The organism is Streptomyces sp. NPDC051109, assembly GCF_044455885.1.
Taxonomy (GTDB): Bacteria; Actinomycetota; Actinomycetes; order Streptomycetales; family Streptomycetaceae; genus Streptomyces.
On sequence record NZ_JBITFF010000005.1, the window covers coordinates 55,652 to 72,880 of the forward strand.

Consider the following 17,229-nt stretch of genomic DNA (forward strand, 5'->3'; position numbering starts at 1 on the left):
CGGCCCGTGTCCAGTCGTAGTCGGCCGACGGGCGCTGTCCGGGACGAGCCCCGCCCCCCCCCGCTCCCCCCGGCCCCCCACAGCCGGAAGGCCCGGCGCCCCATCGGGGTGCCGGGCCTTCCGGTCGGACGGCGAGGCTTACGCCTCGAAGACCTCGTTCAGCAGGAGCTGCTGCTCCGCCTGGTGGCGCTTCGCCGAGCCCACCGCCGGCGAGGAGCCGTGCGGGCGCGAGATGCGCCGCAGGCGCTCGCCCGCCGGGACGTCCGCGCCGACCGCCAGGTCGAGGTGGTCGATCAGGTTCAGCGCGATGAACGGCCACGCACCCTGGTTCGCCGGCTCCTCCTGCGCCCAGATGTACTTCGCCGCGTTCGGGAACTTGGCGATCTCCGCCTGGAGCTCCGCGCCCGGCAGCGGGTACAGCCGCTCGATGCGGATGATCGCGGTGTCCGTGATGCCGCGCTTCTCCCGCTCGGCCTCCAGGTCGTAGTAGACCTTGCCCGCGCAGAAGACGACCTTGCGGACCGCGTTCGGGTCCACGGTCGAGTCGCCGATGACCGGGCGGAACGAGCCGTTCGTGAACTCCTCCGCCTTCGACGCCGCCGCCTTCAGACGCAGCATCGACTTCGGGGTGAAGACGATCAGCGGCTTGTGGTGCGGGTTGTGGACCTGCCAGCGCAGCAGGTGGAAGTAGTTCGACGGCAGGGTCGGCATCGCGACCGTCATGTTGTCCTGCGCGCACATCTGGAGGAAGCGCTCCGGGCGGGCGGACGAGTGGTCCGGGCCCTGGCCCTCGTAGCCGTGCGGCAGGAGCAGCGTGACACCGCTGGTCTGGCCCCACTTCTGCTCCGCGGAGGAGATGAACTCGTCGACGACGGTCTGCGCGCCGTTGACGAAGTCACCGAACTGGGCCTCCCAGAGGACCAGCGCGTCCGGGCGGGCCAGCGAGTAGCCGTACTCGAAGCCCATGGCCGCGTACTCGGAGAGCAGCGAGTCGTAGACGTTGAAGCGGGCCTGCTCGTCCGACAGGTACTGCAGCGGGGTGTAGTCCTCGCCCGTCTCCCGGTCGATCAGCACCGCGTGGCGCTGGCCGAACGTACCGCGGCGGGAGTCCTGGCCGGACAGCCGGACCGGGGTGCCCTCCATCAGCAGCGAGCCGAAGGCGAGGGTCTCGCCCATGCCCCAGTCGATGGTGCCCTCGTCGATCATCGCCGCGCGGCGCTGCAGCTGCGGCAGCAGGCGCGGGTGGACGGTGACGTGGTCGGGGATGTTGACCTGGGACTCGGCGATCCGCTTCACGACCTCCTGGGAGACGGCCGTGTTCACCGTGACCGGGAACTCCTGCGCGGTCTGCGCCGGCGACACCGGGGCGCCGGCGGGCTGCGTGGCGGCCTCGCGGACCTCCGCGAAGACCTTCTCCAGCTGGCCCTGGAAGTCCTGGAGCGCCTGCTCCGCCTCTTCCAGCGTGATGTCGCCGCGACCGATGAGGGACTCGGTGTACAGCTTGCGCACCGAGCGCTTCTTGTCGATCAGGTCGTACATCAGCGGCTGCGTGAACGCCGGGTTGTCCGACTCGTTGTGACCGCGGCGGCGGTAGCAGATGAGGTCGATGACGACGTCCTTGTTGAACGCCTGGCGGAACTCGAAGGCGAGCCGCGCGATGCGGACCACGGCCTCCGGGTCGTCGCCGTTCACGTGGAAGATCGGCGCCTCGATCATGCGGGCCACGTCGGTCGCGTACATCGAGGAACGCGAGGACTCCGGGGCGGCGGTGAAGCCGACCTGGTTGTTGATCACGACGTGGACGGTGCCGCCGGTGCGGTAGCCGCGCAGCTGCGACATGTTCAGGGTCTCGGCGACGACACCCTGGCCGGCGAAGGCCGCGTCACCGTGCAGGGCGACGGGCAGGACGGTGAAGTCCGTGCCGCCCTTGTTGATGACGTCCTGCTTGGCGCGGGCGACACCCTCCAGGACCGGGTCGACGGCCTCCAGGTGCGAGGGGTTGGCGACGAGCGAGACCTTGATCTGCTCCCCGTCCAGGCCCGTGAAGGTGCCCTCGGCGCCGAGGTGGTACTTGACGTCGCCCGAGCCGTGCATGGACTTCGGGTCGAGGTTGCCCTCGAACTCGCGGAAGATCTGCGCGTACGACTTGCCGACGATGTTCGCGAGCACGTTCAGGCGGCCGCGGTGGGCCATGCCGATGACGACCTCGTCGAGGCGGGCCTCGGCGGCCGAGTCGAGGACGGCGTCGAGCAGCGGGATGACGGACTCGCCGCCCTCCAGCGAGAAGCGCTTCTGGCCGACGTACTTCGTCTGCAGGAAGGTCTCGAAGGCCTCCGCCGCGTTCAGGCGGCGCAGGATGCGCAGCTGCTCCTCGCGCTCCGGCTTGCTGTGCGGGCGCTCGATGCGGTCCTGGATCCAGCGGCGCTGCTTCGGGTCCTGGATGTGCATGAACTCGACGCCGGTGGTGCGGCAGTACGAGTCGCGCAGCACGCCGAGGATGTCGCGGAGCTTCATCATCGACTTGCCGGAGAAGCCGCCGACCGCGAACTCGCGCTCCAGGTCCCACAGGGTGAGGCCGTGCTCGGTGATGTCGAGGTCGGGGTGCTTGCGCTGCTTGTACTCCAGCGGGTCGGTGTCGGCCATGACGTGGCCGCGGACCCGGTAGGAGTGGATCAGCTCGAAGACGCGGGCGGCCTTCGTGACGTCGTCGTCGTGCGAGGCGTCGATGTCCCGGAGCCAGCGGACCGGCTCGTACGGGATGCGCAGGGCCTCGAACACGTCGTCGTAGAAGCCGCTCTCGCCGAGCAGCATGTTCGCGACGATGCGCAGGAACTCGCCGGAGGCGGCGCCCTGGATGACCCGGTGGTCGTACGTCGAGGTCAGGGTCATGACCTTGGAGATGCCCAGCTTGTTCAGGGTGTCCTGGGAGGTGCCCTGGAACTCGGCGGGGTAGTCCATGGAGCCGACGCCCATGATGACCGACTGTCCGGGCATCAGGCGGGGCACGGAGTGGACGGTGCCCAGGCCGCCGGGGTTGGTCAGCGAGACGGTGACGCCGGTGAAGTCGTCCATCGTCAGCTTGCCGACGCGGGCGCGGCGGACGATGTCCTCGTACGCCTGCCAGAACTCGAAGAAGTTGAGGGTCTCGGCCTTCTTGATGCCGGCGACGACGAGCTGGCGGTCGCCGTTCGGCTTCACCAGGTCGATCGCGAGGCCGAAGTTCACGTGCTCCGGCTTGACCAGGGTGGGCTTGCCGTCCTTCTCCGCGAAGGAGTAGTTCATCGACGGCATGGCCTTGATGGCCTGCACCATCGCGTAGCCGATCAGGTGCGTGAAGGAGATCTTCCCGCCCCGGGCGCGCTTCAGGTGGTTGTTGATGACGATGCGGTTGTCGAACAGCAGCTTCACCGGGACGGCGCGGACGGACGTGGCCGTCGGGACGTCGAGGGAGGCGTTCATGTTCTTGGCCACGGCGGCCGCCGGGCCGCGGAGCGTCACCAGCTCGGGGCCCGCGGGGGCCTCGGCGGCGGGCGCGGCCTTCTGGGCGGCGGCGGGGGCGGCGGCCGGAGCCGGGGCCTGAGGGGCGGCGGCGGCCGGTGCGGCGGCCTGGGCCTGGGAGGTGACAGTCACAGCAGGGGCACCAGAGGGGGTGGCAGGAGCAGGGGCAGGAGCTGACACAGGCGTGCGCGCGGCGGCAGGAGAGGGCGCGGCGGCGCTCGCCGCCCCCGTGGCGGCGGCGTCGGAGACCTGCGGGGCGACAGCGGGGGCGGCCTGTGCGGAGGCGCCGTCCGTCGTCGGGGACTTCTTGGGCTCGTCCGGCTTCACCGGAGACGCAGCGCCCCCCGGCTTGTAGTCGGCGAAGAAGTCCCACCAGGCCCGGTCGACCGAATTCGGGTCCTGGAGGTACTGCTGATAGATCTCGTCGACGAGCCACTCGTTGGCACCGAAGCCTGAGGCAGGGGTCTTCCCGCCCTCTGCTGCTTCGGTCGTGGTGCTCGGGTTACTGGGGGACTGTGGCGACACGGCGGCAACCGCCCTCTTCCGCTTCACAAGGTATGGACAGCGGGAATAAAGGCTACGCCTCCCTGGCCGGTGCATGCAGACCGGGCGGGAGATACGTCATGTAGGTCACACCGAACGGCGGGTTTCGCCGCTCTGAATGGCGGGAAACCAGCCTGGTTCGGGTAGGGGGCACCGTGGTTGCGGCCCCCTTGGCTTCGCACCCCTGACGGATCCCGGGCACGTGTGGCCGAGATCATGTCCTACGCACTCGAACCCTACGTCAATGTGACGCCCGGGAGCTGCCCGGAAGCGTGACGAGGATGCGGCAGCCGCGTGACGATTCGGCCACCCCGATATGCCCCCCGTGCAGGCCGACGGCCCAGCGGGCGATCGCGAGCCCCAGTCCGGTGCCCCCGTCGCCGCCGTTCGCGCTGCCCCGGTTGAACCGCTCGAAGACCCGGTGCCGCTCGGCCTCCGGGATGCCCGGGCCCTCGTCCCGCACCTCCAGCGCCAGGCTCCCGGGTGCGTCGCCCTCCCGGGCCCGGACGGTGACCCGGCCGTGCGGCGGGCTGTGCTTGACCGCGTTGTCGATCAGGTTCGCCACCACCTGGTGCAGGCGCTCGGCGTCCGCGTACGCGGTGAGCTCGGGCGGGAACACGTCCAGGTGCAGGTGTACGTCGTTGCGGGTGTGCCCGCCCGAGCCCGAGGTCAGTCCCGGCCGGCCGGCCGCCGCGAGGCCCGATTCCTTCAGGACCCCCGACAGGTACGGCCACACCTCGAAGCGGCGGGCCTTCAGCGGCACCACCCCGTTGTCCACCCGGGACAGGTCCAGCAGGGTCTCCACGAGCCGGCCCAGCCGCTCGGTCTGCTTCAGCATCGTGCGCATGGTCTCCGGATCGGCGGCCGAGACCCCGTCCACCACGTTCTCCAGCACCGCCCGCAGCGCCGCGATCGGCGTGCGCAGCTCGTGCGAGACGTTGGCGACCAGCTCCTTGCGGTGCCGGTCCACCGCCTCCAGGTCGTCCGCCATCAGGTTGATGGTGGAGGCCAGGTCGCCCAGCTCGTCGCGGCGCCCGGCTCCGCGCACCCGGCGCGTGTAGTCCCCGTCGGATATCGCCCGGGCCACCTTGGTCATCTCGTCCAGCGGCGCGGTCAGGCCGTGCGCCACGAACTGCGTGATCAGCATCGAGGCGATCACCGAGAACACCGTGATGAAACGGAACTCGGTGCTCGTGCGCACCGCCACCATCAGCAGGCCCGTGGTGATGAAGACCGAGACCACGACGAGCGTGCCCAGCTTGGTCTTGATCGAGAACGGGGAGAACGGCCGCAGTCCCCCCGGGCGCCCGCCGCTCATGCCTGGGCCGGGGTCTCCAGGGCGTACCCGACGCCGTGGACCGTACGGATCCGCTCCGCCCCGATCTTGCGGCGCAGGGCCTTGATGTGGCTGTCGACCGTACGGGTGCCGGAGGCGTCGGCCCAGTCCCACACCTCGGCGAGCAGCTGCTCCCGCGAGAGCACCGCCCGCGGGGTCCCGGCCAGGCAGACCAGCAGGTCGAACTCGGTCGGCGTCAGGTGCACGTCCTCGGCCTGGACCCGGACCCGGCGCTGCGCGTGGTCGATCTCCAGATCGCCCAGGCGCAGGGTGGCCCCGCGCGGGGCGGTGGCGGCCAGGGTGGCCCGCTCCACGCGCCGCAGCAGGACGTGGACCCGCGCCGCGAGCTCGCGCATGGAGAACGGCTTCGTCATGTAGTCGTCCGCACCGACCCCGAGCCCGACCAGCATGTCGGTCTCGTCGTCCCGCGCGGTGAGCATCAGCACCGGCACCGGCCGCTGCGCCTGGACCCGGCGGCAGACCTCCAGGCCGTCGAAGCCGGGCAGCATCACGTCGAGGACGAGCAGTTCGGGCTGCCAGCTCTCGGCCGCCGCCACGGCGGCCGGGCCGTCGAACGCGGCCTGTACCTGGAAGCCCTCGGCGCGCAGCCGCGCCGCGATGGCGTCGGCGATCGTACGGTCGTCCTCGACCACGAGCACGCGCCGCTGAGCGCCGGGGGTGGCCGCGGCGCCGCCGTGGGTGGTGTGTGTCTGTTCCATGTCCCGCCCCTGAAGATCCGCGTGGTAGGGGTGCAGCGTAGAGGAGGCACCGGCCTGCGGCTATGCGGGGTTCGGACAGGGAGACCTGCGGAACCTGTGGTTCCGATTATGGCGGGAATGCGGATATGGGCGGTGATGCCGGGTGGCCGTCGCCCCACGGAACCGCCACCCGGCGCACGGTGATCGTCAGCCACGGCGCGCACGGGGTGACCTTTTTGTCGACCCCCTACAGGGACAGGCCGTGCCCGTACGGGAACACAGGGTCGACGGTGCCGTTCGACGCGTCCGGCTCCGAGCCCGGCACGATCGGCGAGACGCCCCTAGCCCTCCTCGAAGGCGGGCAGCTCGTTCAGTACGTTGCGCAGCCCCGGGGTCAGGGACCGCTGGTCGGCGGCCACCTCCTGGCCGCCGTGCACGAAGACGTACAGGAACCCGTCGAAGACCGCCGGACCGCCCGTCGGGACCCTCGGCAGGTGCGCCAGATCCGCCTGCGCGAGCGCGGTGCGCAGCCTCGCCACGCGGTCCGCCGGCAGCTTTCCCGTGCCGATCGGGCGGGCCTGCCCGTCCAGCCGGGCCCACGAGCCGTCGCCCTTGACCAGCAGGCTGGCGGTCTTCCCGGCGTAACCGCCGCTGCGGGTGACGGTGACCAGGCGCTCCAGCGCCGAGGAGGGCCCGGGGGAGGCGGGCACGGACGAGGCGGACGCGGAGTCCGCCGGCTTTCCCGGCGGAGCGCCGGTCGCGCCCGGTGAGCCGGGTCCGGGAGACGGCTGCACCGAAGCGGAGGCCGAAGCGGGGGCCGAGGCCGACGCCGTACCGCCGCCGCCCGGCGGGGGACTCGCGGGCGGCTTGTCCGTCCCGCCGCCCCCCGAGCCGCACCCTGCCAGGACCACCGCACTCAGCAGTACCGCCGCCACTGCTCGGAACGCGCGCACACCCCACCCCCGGAGGTCTTCGGGCCGACCCCCGAGTATGGAGTCGCCACCACCCGTACGGAAAGCACCAGGAGGACGACATCCGCCGAATCGCCGCCTGGCGCTGGCTGCCGCCGCTGCTCGCCGTCCTCCTCGGCCTCTGGGGCCTGGAGCGCGCCGGCGCGGACGGCCGCGGCAGCATGTGGCGCGACGAGTCCGTCACCTGGCAGGTGGCGCACCGGACGCTCGGCGGGATCGGGGAGCTGCTCGGGCAGGTCGACGCCGTGCACGGCCTGTACTACCTGCTGATGCACGCGGTGTTCCAGGCCTGGGACGGCGGCGGGTCGGGGGCGGGGGGAGCGGGAGCCCTGTGGGCGCTGCGCCTGCCGTCGGTCGCCGCCACCGCTCTCGCGGCCGCAGGGGTGGCCGCCGTCGCCCGCCGGCTCGCGGGGGAGCGGGCCGCGCTGTGCTCCGGCGCGGCCTACGCCGTGCTGCCGCCCGTACAGATCTACGCCCAGGAGGGCCGCTCGTACGCCCTCGTCGCGGCGGCCGTGGTGTGGGCGACGTACCTGATGCTGCGCGAGCGGTGGGTCGCGTACGCCGTGGTCATGCTGCTGGGCTGCTGGCTGCACGAGTTCGCCGTACTGGCCCTCCTCGCGCACGGGGTCGGCGCCCGCCGCGCGCGCGGCTGGCGGTGGAGCGCCGCCGCGGTGGTGGCCCTGCTGCTGCCGCTGGCCGTGGCGAGCGCCCGGCAGGCGGAGCAGCAGCTGGGCTGGCTCGGCCGGCCGAGCTGGCGGGACTGGGCGGCGTACGGGGTGGTCGCGGCGGCCGCGCTGCTGCTCGCGCGGGGCGCGGCCGTACCGCGGGAGCTGGTCCGGGTCGCCCTGCCGCTGGCCCTCCTGCCGCCCGGCCTGCTGATGGCGGTCTCCCTCGTCCACCCCTGGTACGTGGACCGGTACGTGCTCTACGCGCTCGCCGGGCTCGCCCTGCTCGCCGGGACCCGGCTGGCGGCGGCCCGGGGGTGGTGGCCGTGGCTGCTGGTGGGCGCCCTGCTGGTGCCGTTCGGATGGTGGTCGCTCTGGCTGCGCACCCCCGAGAGCCGCAAGGACGACGTGCTCGCGGTGGCGGCCGCCGTACGGGAACGGGCCCGGCCGGGGGACGCCGTGCTGTTCATGCCGTCGCGGCGGCGCGAGTGGCTGCTGTCCTCACCCGAGCTGTACGCGACCCTGCGCGACCCGGCCCTGGAGCGCACCCCGGCGGCCTCGCGCAGCCTCCAGGGCACGGAGCTCCCGACGGCGCGGATCTGGGCCCGCCTGGTGGAGACCCCCCGGGTGGTGGCCCTCCAGGACGCGGCGGACCAGCCGCTGGACCCGTACCCCCGCGAGGCGGTCAAACGCCAGACGCTGGCCTCGCACTTCGACCTGTGCTCGGTGGACGAGGTCCGGGGCGCCCGGATCTCCGTCTACGCCCGGCCGGGCCACTGTCCTCCGGACCGAACGACGACGCGCTGAAGGCGTTCCCCGTCGTGGCGGACGTTCGGGCCCGCACCCCGCTCGTGATGGTGCTGCCGGTGCGCGGGGCTCAGCATGGCCGGGCCGGGCCCGGGAAGAACGGCTTGGCGTGGTCGGACGGCGTGAAGCAGGCGCGTTCGCCGGTCGGCGGGGTGACCGTCGCCTTCACCGTCATGCCGAAGGCGGCTCCCCGCGGCACGATGACGGCGCCGGTGCCGAATGCGCCCCGGCAGCGAAGGACGGCTGATCCGGGACATCTCGGGCGATTCCCGTAAGCGACCCGAACTCCCCTTCCGCCAAGGCGCTTTGCGGGCATCGCCGAGCCCCGTAGGAAGATGTGCCCCGGGCCCCTCGCCTGCGCGGCCCCCCGACCCGCACGGAGGTGCCGTATGACCACGACCCGCTCTGCCGGGGAGGCCGCCGCCCGCCCAGGACCGCTGGTCGGGGCGGACTGGCTGGCCGGCCGGCTCGGTGAGCCGGGACTCGTCGTGTTCGACGCCTCCGTCGGCGCCCACCGCGGCGCCGGCCGGCGGATCCCGGGGGCCCGGCCCTTCGACCTCGACGGCGCCCTCTCCGACCACGACGCCCCCGCCCCGCACACCATGCCCGGAGCCGCCGCCTTCGAGGAGGCGCTGCGCGGGCTGGGCGTCGACGACACCAGCACCGTCGTGGTCTACGACGGCGCCGGCATCTACTCCAGCGCACGGGCCTGGTGGATGCTGCGCGCCATGGGCTTCGACCGGGCGGCCGTCCTGGACGGCGGACTGCCCGCCTGGACCGCCGCCGGACTGCCCGTCGAGGAGTGCGGACCCGCGTACGAGGGCCCGCGCGGCTCCTTCACCGCCCGGCCGCGGCCGGAGCTGCTGGTGGACTTCACCGCCGTCGGGGCCGCCCTCGCCGATCCGGCGGCGCTCGTGCTGGACGCCCGTACGCGCGAACGCTTCACCGGCGCGGCCCCCGAACCGCGGCCGGGGCTGCGCGGGGGCCACATGCCGGGCGCGGTGAACCTGCCGTTCGGGGACCTCTTGGGCGGCGGCGGCCTGATGCGGCCCGCCGGGGAACTCCGCGAGCTCTTCGCGGCGGTGACCGGCGGCCGGGAGCGGCTGTACTTCAGCTGCGGTTCGGGGGTGACGGCCTGCGTCCTGGCCCTCGGCGCCACCCTCGCCGGCCATTTCGACCTGGCGGTCTACGACGGCTCCTGGACGGACTGGGCCATGCGCCCGGAGCTGCCCGCGGTGACGGGGCGGCGGGCGTAGTTCTTCGACGGCGCCGAGACCGGGGGCCGGTTCGCCGCGCCCGCGACGGGCGACGAGCGGGCGCTGCTCACCGATGTCCTGGCGGCGCAGCGCGCGACGCTGGAGCTGAAGTGCTCCGGGCTGGAGGCGGAGTTGTCCCTGCGGTCGGTGGAGCCGTCCACGCTCTCGCTGCTCGGCTTGGTCCGCCACCTCGCGGAGGTCGAGCGCCGCTGGTTCCGCCGGGTCCTGGCCGGGCAGGAGGCGCCGGCCCTGTTCGCGTCGGAGGCGGACCCGGACGGCGACTTCGACGGGGCGGTGCCCGGCCCGGGGGCCGTAGCGGCGGCGTGGGAAGCCTGGCGGGACGAGGTCGCGTTCGCGCAGTCGTTCACGGCCGCGGCGCCCGACCTGGACGTGGAGGCCGAGGACGGGTGGCGCGGGAAGGTGTCACTGCGCTGGGTGCTCATCCACATGATCGAGGAGTACGCCCGCCACAACGGCCACGCCGACCTGCTGCGCGAGCGGATCGACGGCGCGATCGGCCTCTGAAGCAGGAGCCCGGCGGGTGCCGGTCCGCATCGCTCTTCGCGTGCCGCCTGTCTGGTGAATTTCTTGGTTGCGTCGTGACCGGGTGCTGAGCTGCGAGGCGAAAGATGGCGATGCCCTGCGCGGTCCGATTCTGTGCAGAATGATTCTGCGTTTTCGGAGGGCGGGCGCAGGGTTTCTCGGGTCACGGACTGCTGGGTGCTTGCCTAGCCAGCGCTGACTTGGTCGGCGACTGAGAAGTCGGTTTCGCAGTCCGGGCAGGTCGCGTTCCCGAAGACGTAGGTCAGCACGTGGGCGACTTCTTGTTGGCCGTCGGTGAGTGCGATGCCGTGGAGACGCGAGCCGATGCCTTCGAGGTTTGCGGGGATCGTCGGGCGGAGCGGGCGGGTTTCGATGGTGTCGTCAGACAGGGCGTAGTCCTCGCTGGTGCAGAAGAACCCGCGTTCACCAAGGACGATGAACAGGTTGGTTTCGCAGCCGGGGCAGGAGATTTCGTATTCCTCGTTCCCGAGTCCCCAAGCCAGGTTCTCGCTCCATCCCGTGACGCCCTCGAAGCCGAGCATGGATTCCAGGAGGTCGATGTACTCGGTGCGGTCGGTTGCGGTCCGGAGATGGCGGTTCACCGCTGCCAGCAGGATCGTGATTTCCACCGCGTGCTGTGTGCGAACATCGCCCGCTCCATGCGGCTGCTCGGCGCCCGCCATGATGGCACCTGCCAGGCCGAGGGCGTTCACGGCTTGTCCCCGGTCTTCGTTCTCGGCCATGTCGGCCAGCCAGGGCAGCGCTGCGAACCTGGCCGAGTAGACGCTGCCTTGATGGCAGAGCGCGGACCACAGGTCGTTCCAGAGCTCTGGCTTGGGCTCGGACGCGATGCGTGCCAGCAGGGTGGGGATGTCCGCGGCGGAGCCGTAGGCGTGGCTGAGTTGCGGCCAATCTGTCATGCCGGGGATCCAATCATGCCTGTGGCTGCCAGGAACGATGGGATGGCCGCTCTCCAGCCCCAGCACTGTGGGCGGGCGGGGTGTCCTCTCTGTCACGTCAGGATGACGCACCCCCGTCGCTCCAGCTTGCTAAGGAGCGGCAGGGAGGGATCGACTTCGTTCCAACGTAGATCCAGCTTCTCCAGCGATGGCATATGGGCGAGCCAGTCGGGCAGCTGGCCGAGGCGGTTGCTCCGCAGGTCGATCTGACGCAGTCGCGGGAGGCCGGCTAGTGACTCCGGCACCCCAGCCAGGGAGTTCTCGCGTAGGTCTAGGTGGCGTAGTTCGCTCAGCTCGGCGGCCGACGATGGCAAGTGCTGGATTGCATTCCCTCGAAGCCACAGCTCACGCAGGCTGCGGAGCCGGCCGATGGAATCGGGCAGGGCGGTGAGCCGGTTGTGTTGCGCCCTGAACTCGATGAGGCCGCTCATCCCGCCGATGGTTTCCGGCAGGGTGGTGAGGGAGTTCTCGCCGACGTTGAGGTAACGCAACCGGGTCAGGTTTCCCAGAGAGTCCGGAAGTTGGGTCAGCTGGTTGTCGTGCAGGTAGAGGCAACCGCCGAGCTCGGTCAGCTTGCCGAGTTCGTCAGGCACAAACGTCAGCGCGTTGTGGCCGAGGTCCAGGGTGTTCAGCTGATGGAGTTGCCAGATTTCCGGCGGCAGGGTAGTCAGCCCGTTGTCCGCGAGGATCAGCACCTGGAGCCCGGTCTGATGCCAGACCGACTCGGGTACCTCTCCGAGCCCTTGACGCCACAAGTTCAGTGTGTGCCTCACGGCCATCCCCCTCGGTCAACACTCCTGGGCTCCGACTGTCGTCCGGGACTTCGGGGCCGGCAGACAGTTGGGACGTGATCAACCAGCCTCGGCGTGTTCGACCCGTCCCTGGCAAGCACCCTAGCGACTTCAAGACCCGTGAATAAAGCCACGCTTCCGCCGATTCGTCACGGACCAACTTGGTAGTAGCTGTTTCCGTTTGGAGAGAGTACGTGTCGCCGTATTGGGTCCCAGGCTCGCCGGAACACAGTGGCGAGGTAGCGGTGTGCGACGAGCGCTTCACCAGCGCGGTGGGATGGGTCGAAGGTGTGGGCGCGTCGTTGCTGCGCAAGTCGGATGGCGGGGCTAAGGGCTGGTTTCCGGAGATGACGTTTGGCGTCGTGGACGTAGATGGGAGTAAGCGGAGAGCGCTTGGCGTTCATGTTGGCCCAGTGACTGATGGGATCATTTTCGTGCTCTTTGTATCTGTAGTTGGGGTGTCGTAGCCGGTGGGCGATCTCGGTGTTGAAGAGGTGGCGGTTCCAGGTTGATTCCTGGGCCTGGTGTCTCCAGTAGGGCGAAGCGAAGAGCGGGGCCAGCGCGACGGCTTCGGGATAGACCACGGCGCAGAGGCGTGCGACGGAGAAGGCCGATTCGGCTGTATCAGGCGGGATGAGGATGCCCGCCCGGCGGACCCAGTCGTGCCAGGCTCCGCCGTTTTCGTTCTCCGGGCGTGACCAGAGCTGGCCGCAGATGAGTATGGCGGTGAGAACCGCGTCATAGGTGGTGGCCCAGCCGTGACGCCGGAGGATGCGCAGATGCCGGCGCTGTGCTTGCACGATTTCCGGGAGGGCGTGGAGGGGCGTGGTGTGTCCGTCGGCGTCAGACGGGCAGAGCCAAAGTCGGTGTTGGGTGCAGACGTAGCGGTGGTGCGGCACGATCCTGATGACTTCGCCGCCGGGGTGTTTGGCGTTGCAGTGAGGGCAGCCGGGTTGTGGCTGGTGACGGAACATGGCCCAGTCGGGCTGCGGATGGCGTAGCTCCGGCAGAGCACCGGAGAGAGCGTGGACGGTCCGGCCGGTGATGGTGGCCAGGCGTTCGGGGACGACGACGCGACGTATGCCTCCGGAGGCTTCGCGTTCGGTGAGGCATCGCCAGAGGTCGTTGATGTCGAGGCCGTGGAGCCGGGCCAGGCGGGCGATGTATGAGGCGGTGATCTCATGCCGGGCGGGTGGGACGGGATCAGGAAGACGGCGCAGGAGCATCAGGCCGCCCGCCTCCGCCGGGAGGCGGGCCTGGTCGGTGCGGTGAGCCTCTCGGACTGCTCGGCGGCGAAGTCGATGGGGACGAGAGCCAGCAGCTCTTCGGAGATGCGTTCACTCTCGTCCTCAATCGCCAGGACGGCGGCGCCGCGGATGAGCTGGGAGAGGCTGCCGATCATTCCGCCGGTGCGGTGGAAGATGTACTCGCTCAGTCCGGTGAGCGTGCCTGGGGTGTGGTGGTGCAGCCGGAGCATGGATTCCAGGGTGCCCACGAGGGCCCGCCAGGTCTCCCGGTCGGCGGTGGCGGCGTGGGAGAACGGGGCGGCGGGGATGACGATGAACCGACCGGCGATCTGCCGTCCCCGGGTCCCGGCGAACAGTCCCTGCGATTCGATGTCGATGCCCGCGTAGGCGAAGGTGGCGGGCAGCCGTTCGGCGAAGTACTTCAGCTGGTCGGAGGCTTCGGCGCCGGACCGCGTGGCCAGGTTGAGGTTGTGTAGCTCGTCAACGAGGACCAGGTCGACGTGGACGTGTGCGGCGGTCGCGCAGACTGCGTCCACGATGTCGGTGACGTTCACCCGGGCGGGTAAGGCCAGCCCGAAGAACCGGGCGAACTCCATCGCGAGCATCTTCGGTGTGGCCGCCGGCGGGACGGTGACGTAGACGACCGGCAGCCGGTTCCGGTCGCGTGGGTGCCGCTTGCGGATGGCCAACTCATGGGCTCGGCCCAGCTGGGTCAGGGCGGTCGTCTTGCCCGTGCCGGAGGCGCCGGAGAGGATCACACCGCGACGGGCGGAGATCTGATTGCGGTTGAGCTGGATCAACAGCCGCGACGTGGCGATGACCTTGCGGATGGTCGGGGTGTTCACCATCGGAAGGGCAGCGTGATACTCGCGGCGCCGATCCTCCTCGCGCAGGCGCTCGTTCCGGGTCAGCGCTGCCTTTTCGGTCCCTGTCAACAGCCGGGATGGGACCGGCTCATGTGCGACGAAACGGCCCCATCCCTCCTTCGTGGTCAGTGGACTGTCCGGAGGCGCCTGCCCGCCCGCGTCGGTGTCCGGGACGGACGGCTTGCGCTTGCTCATAGCCACCTTTCGGCTTCGGCGTGGGCGTCGAAGACCCCGAAACCTGCCACCGCGGTCGGAGGGCGAGCCTCGGGTTCTGGGTCGGGGTCCGTCTCGATCTCAGGTGCCGCAGCGGGCGTGTGGACGCCAGCAGCGACGCGGGTGCGGCCGACCACCTTGGCCGACCGGGTGTCCGGTCCGTGTTCGGCGCGGGTCAGCAGCGTGTCCAGGACACGGGCGATCGCCGTCTCGTTGGTGTCGTCTAGGCCCGCTTCGGCAGCCAGGCGACGGGCGTGGGCCCAGGTGAAGTCCGCGAACGGCGCGTTCACCAGCGGCAGGTGGACCCAGGGGACGGTGACCCAGCCCTGCTGGGTGCGTACGAACACCTGGGACAGGTCGTAGGGGTCGTAGTGGACTTCCCAGAGACCGTGCTTGGCCGTGTGCCCGGAGTGCTGGCGCCGGTGCGGTCCCAGCTCGGCGTTGTCATAGGTGCGGTAGCTGATCCGGATGCCGTAGTCGTTGATCGCTCGCCAGGCCACGGGCAGCAGCTCCAGATAGTCCTCGCCGCGCAGGACCAGCGGCAGGTAGCCGCAGGCCGCGACAAGCGAGGCGTACTTGTCGTTCGGGGACACAGGCTTCTTCGGCCGGAACGGGTCGCGCAGAGCGTCGTGCGGCCGCGCCTGCCACCCGGCCAGCAGCCACTCGTCCAGGAGGTCTTGGAGTTCGGGAACCGTCCAGACCGCCCGCTCCTCGACCCGCTCGCCGCGCCGGGCGACGTCCCGCCCCGTGTAGCCGGCCAGGTGCTGGACGAACAGCGTGTTGATCGCGGAGAACGTCGCCTCCACGATGCCCTTGTCGGTCGGTGTGCGCGGGCGTGCCCGCTGCACCGAGATACCGAGCCGGTCGCAGGCCCGGATGAACGTGTCGGAGACGAACACCTTCCCGCCGTCGATGACCACGGTGTCCGGCACGATCACCGGTTTCGCGGCGGCCTGCTCCATCCGCGTGTCCACGTCCAGCAGCCGCCGGTGCGGCAGCCGAGAGGCCGCCGCCCGCAACGAGGCGGACCACCCGGGCCGCATCGGCTCGGGCACCAGCATCCGTGCCAGCAGCAGCGATGCGTCCACTGCTTTGGTCCCCACCGGCCGCAGCACCGCCGCACAGATCGTGCGGGTGGCGACATCCACCGCGATCGTCAGATCCGCACGGACGGTGAGACCGGAATCCAGCACCACCATCACATCCAGGGGGGTGGAGTCGATCTGTACCTGTTCCCCGGGACGGTCGGCGAACGTCGGGGTGAACGGGCCTTCGGGTCGGTTCGCTGTCTGCCGCCGCGTGACGGCCGAGCCAAAGGTGTGCCTCCCCGTGGACAGAGCGTCGATCAGCTTGTAGAAGGTCCGCTGACTCGGCATGGGCACCACCCCTTCGCCGTGGGTGGCCTCCACCAGCTTGACCACCCGGCGGATCAGCCGCGATCGGGTTCCTGTCGAGGTGTGCGTCTCCGCGTCCAGGGCTTGCTTGACGGCTACGACCAGCCGAGCGTCCGCCCGCCCTGTCGCCTCCCAGGTCTGGGTTGTCCGCTGGTCCACCAGCCCCCAGACACCCTGGCGGACGTAGCGAGACCGTCGACTTTGCACGGTGCGAACGGTCACTCCCAGTTCTCGCGCCTTCGCAGCCATCCGCTCCATCAGCGAGAAGGCAGCCGGGTCATAGCCGGGGCGCGGCGGAGTGCCCGGCACGGTGCCGGGCAGCAGCCCGGTCTCGACTTCCACCATGTGCCGTTCCCACTCGCGCGCCGCCTCCAGCACCGGCTCCGCCAATGTCGCCAACAACCCGGACGGCTCCATCGCGGGCAGGGGCTCCGTGCCGGTGCAGGCGAAGTCCGGCGCCGCCATCAGATGCGACGCCAGCACCACCGATTCCGCCCCCGTCGCAGAGCGCAGCCGCACCGACGTGCCGGCGAGCGCCACCACCTGGTGATCCCCGTCGTCGTAGGTGACCCAGTCGCCGGGCCGCAACACCGGTTTGCCTCGTCCGGCCGTCATCTCCGCACCCCTGCCGACACCAGCGAGACAGCATGCAGCGGCACCGACACATCCGCGGTCAGCTCGTGCGACCACAGCAGGTGGAACAGCACCGGCAGCACCCTGATTGGATCCCCCACCGCCGAGGCCCCGTCCATCAGCGGCTGTGGCTCGGCGAACGCCGCCAGCAGCTTCGAGGCCACGGGTTCAAGTCGGTGCCGGGGGTGGCGGTAGCCCGCCAGCCAGCGCACATTTCGCACCACGATCGCGTCGGGTGCACCCACGAGCCGGAACTCCCACCCCACCTGGGCGCAGGCTGCCTGTGTCGCATCGAACTTCGCCACGTCTCTCGGCTTGCGCCGATTCGCAGGGCGGCAGTCGATCACGACCGCCGTGCCGTTCTCGCGGCGGGCGAAGTAGTCCGGCGCATGCGAGACGCTCTTGCCCGCGTCCGATCGCCAGAACAGCCAGAAGGGCTGCGACGAGATGCCCACCACCGACGGGTCGAAGTCCAGCAGCATCACATGATCGCGCTCCAGCCAGGACTCGTACCCGATGTGCCCGCCCACCGTGGACGACCACCACAGACCCGGCAGGTACCGCTGACCCTTGTACGACTTGAACGCGCGTACCGGCGCGACGTCCTCGAACCGCACTGCCCAGGTATCCACCAGCGAGCGCCGGAACTCAGACCCGCCCCGCTCGGCGTACGCGATCTCGAACCCCTCCGCCCGTGGCGCAGAGACACCACCCGGCAGCACCCCTAACGAGCCTGTCACGACTCACTAACCCGAGTCCGCGACGAAAGGTCACTCTGCAAGACGAAGCATCAGACGAAGGATGAAGCT

General features: G+C 70.7%; 13 protein-coding genes. 3 read left to right on the forward strand and 10 right to left on the reverse strand.

Translation table 11 applies throughout. The features are described 5' to 3' along the window. Positions 1-138: 138 nt before the first annotated feature. The 4 genes from ACIBAD_RS11400 to ACIBAD_RS11415 all read right to left on the reverse strand — a co-directional run bounded on the left by ACIBAD_RS11400 (position 139) and on the right by ACIBAD_RS11415 (position 6,785). A complete protein-coding gene (locus ACIBAD_RS11400) occupies positions 139-4,023 on the reverse strand; it encodes a multifunctional oxoglutarate decarboxylase/oxoglutarate dehydrogenase thiamine pyrophosphate-binding subunit/dihydrolipoyllysine-residue succinyltransferase subunit (protein ID WP_134071286.1) in 3,885 nt (1,294 codons plus the stop codon). 259 nt (positions 4,024-4,282) lie between these two features. Next, entirely contained in the window at positions 4,283-5,359 is a 1,077-nt protein-coding gene (locus ACIBAD_RS11405) for an ATP-binding protein (protein WP_398906023.1), read from the reverse strand. After that, the gene (locus ACIBAD_RS11410) at positions 5,356-6,096 is read right to left on the reverse strand and encodes a response regulator transcription factor (protein WP_030153642.1); all 741 of its coding nucleotides are present in this window, start codon (positions 6,094-6,096) and stop codon (positions 5,356-5,358) included. The genes ACIBAD_RS11405 and ACIBAD_RS11410 overlap by 4 nt, the downstream gene beginning before the upstream one ends. Before the next feature lie 320 nt (positions 6,097-6,416). Next, the gene (locus tag ACIBAD_RS11415; RefSeq protein WP_134071285.1) at positions 6,417-6,785 is read right to left on the reverse strand and encodes a hypothetical protein; all 369 of its coding nucleotides are present in this window, start codon (positions 6,783-6,785) and stop codon (positions 6,417-6,419) included. 422 nt (positions 6,786-7,207) lie between these two features. On the opposite strand from ACIBAD_RS11415, the gene ACIBAD_RS11420 reads away from it, so the two are divergent. From ACIBAD_RS11420 to ACIBAD_RS11430, 3 genes are all read left to right on the forward strand, one after another. After that, on the forward strand, positions 7,208-8,518 hold the full coding sequence (locus ACIBAD_RS11420) for a heparan-alpha-glucosaminide N-acetyltransferase domain-containing protein (RefSeq protein ID WP_398906026.1): 1,311 nt from the start codon (positions 7,208-7,210) through the stop codon (positions 8,516-8,518). Positions 8,519-8,907: 389 nt separating this feature from the next. Then, positions 8,908-9,774, forward strand: coding sequence for a sulfurtransferase (locus ACIBAD_RS11425; RefSeq protein ID WP_398906028.1), 867 nt, complete (start codon positions 8,908-8,910; stop codon positions 9,772-9,774). Positions 9,775-9,837: 63 nt separating this feature from the next. Then, the gene (locus tag ACIBAD_RS11430; RefSeq protein WP_398906404.1) at positions 9,838-10,299 is read left to right on the forward strand and encodes a DinB family protein; all 462 of its coding nucleotides are present in this window, start codon (positions 9,838-9,840) and stop codon (positions 10,297-10,299) included. A gap of 203 nt (positions 10,300-10,502) precedes the next feature. Here the strand turns inward: ACIBAD_RS11430 and ACIBAD_RS11435 are convergent, their stop codons facing one another. The 6 genes from ACIBAD_RS11435 to ACIBAD_RS11460 form a co-directional block, all read right to left on the reverse strand. After that, positions 10,503-11,237 carry a hypothetical protein gene (locus ACIBAD_RS11435; RefSeq protein ID WP_398906030.1) on the reverse strand — a complete coding sequence of 245 codons (735 nt, stop codon included), beginning with the start codon at positions 11,235-11,237 and terminating at the stop codon, positions 10,503-10,505. A gap of 92 nt (positions 11,238-11,329) precedes the next feature. Next, positions 11,330-12,055: a leucine-rich repeat domain-containing protein gene (locus ACIBAD_RS11440; RefSeq protein ID WP_398906032.1), complete on the reverse strand. Its 726-nt coding sequence runs from the start codon at positions 12,053-12,055 to the stop codon at positions 11,330-11,332. A 161-nt stretch (positions 12,056-12,216) separates the two neighbouring features. After that, positions 12,217-13,293: a TniQ family protein gene (locus ACIBAD_RS11445; RefSeq protein ID WP_398906034.1), complete on the reverse strand. Its 1,077-nt coding sequence runs from the start codon at positions 13,291-13,293 to the stop codon at positions 12,217-12,219. Then, positions 13,293-14,162, reverse strand: a complete 870-nt coding sequence (locus ACIBAD_RS11450; protein ID WP_398906036.1) for an AAA family ATPase — start codon at positions 14,160-14,162, stop codon at positions 13,293-13,295. Before ACIBAD_RS11450 ends, ACIBAD_RS11445 begins: the two co-directional genes overlap by 1 nt. Before the next feature lie 209 nt (positions 14,163-14,371). Next, complete coding sequence (locus ACIBAD_RS11455) at positions 14,372-16,402, reverse strand: Mu transposase C-terminal domain-containing protein (protein WP_398906406.1); 2,031 nt, start codon at positions 16,400-16,402, stop codon at positions 14,372-14,374. After that, positions 16,399-17,052 (reverse strand): TnsA-like heteromeric transposase endonuclease subunit, encoded by a 654-nt coding sequence (locus ACIBAD_RS11460; protein WP_398906408.1) that lies wholly within the window; start codon positions 17,050-17,052, stop codon positions 16,399-16,401. Before ACIBAD_RS11460 ends, ACIBAD_RS11455 begins: the two co-directional genes overlap by 4 nt. Positions 17,053-17,229: the final 177 nt, after the last annotated feature.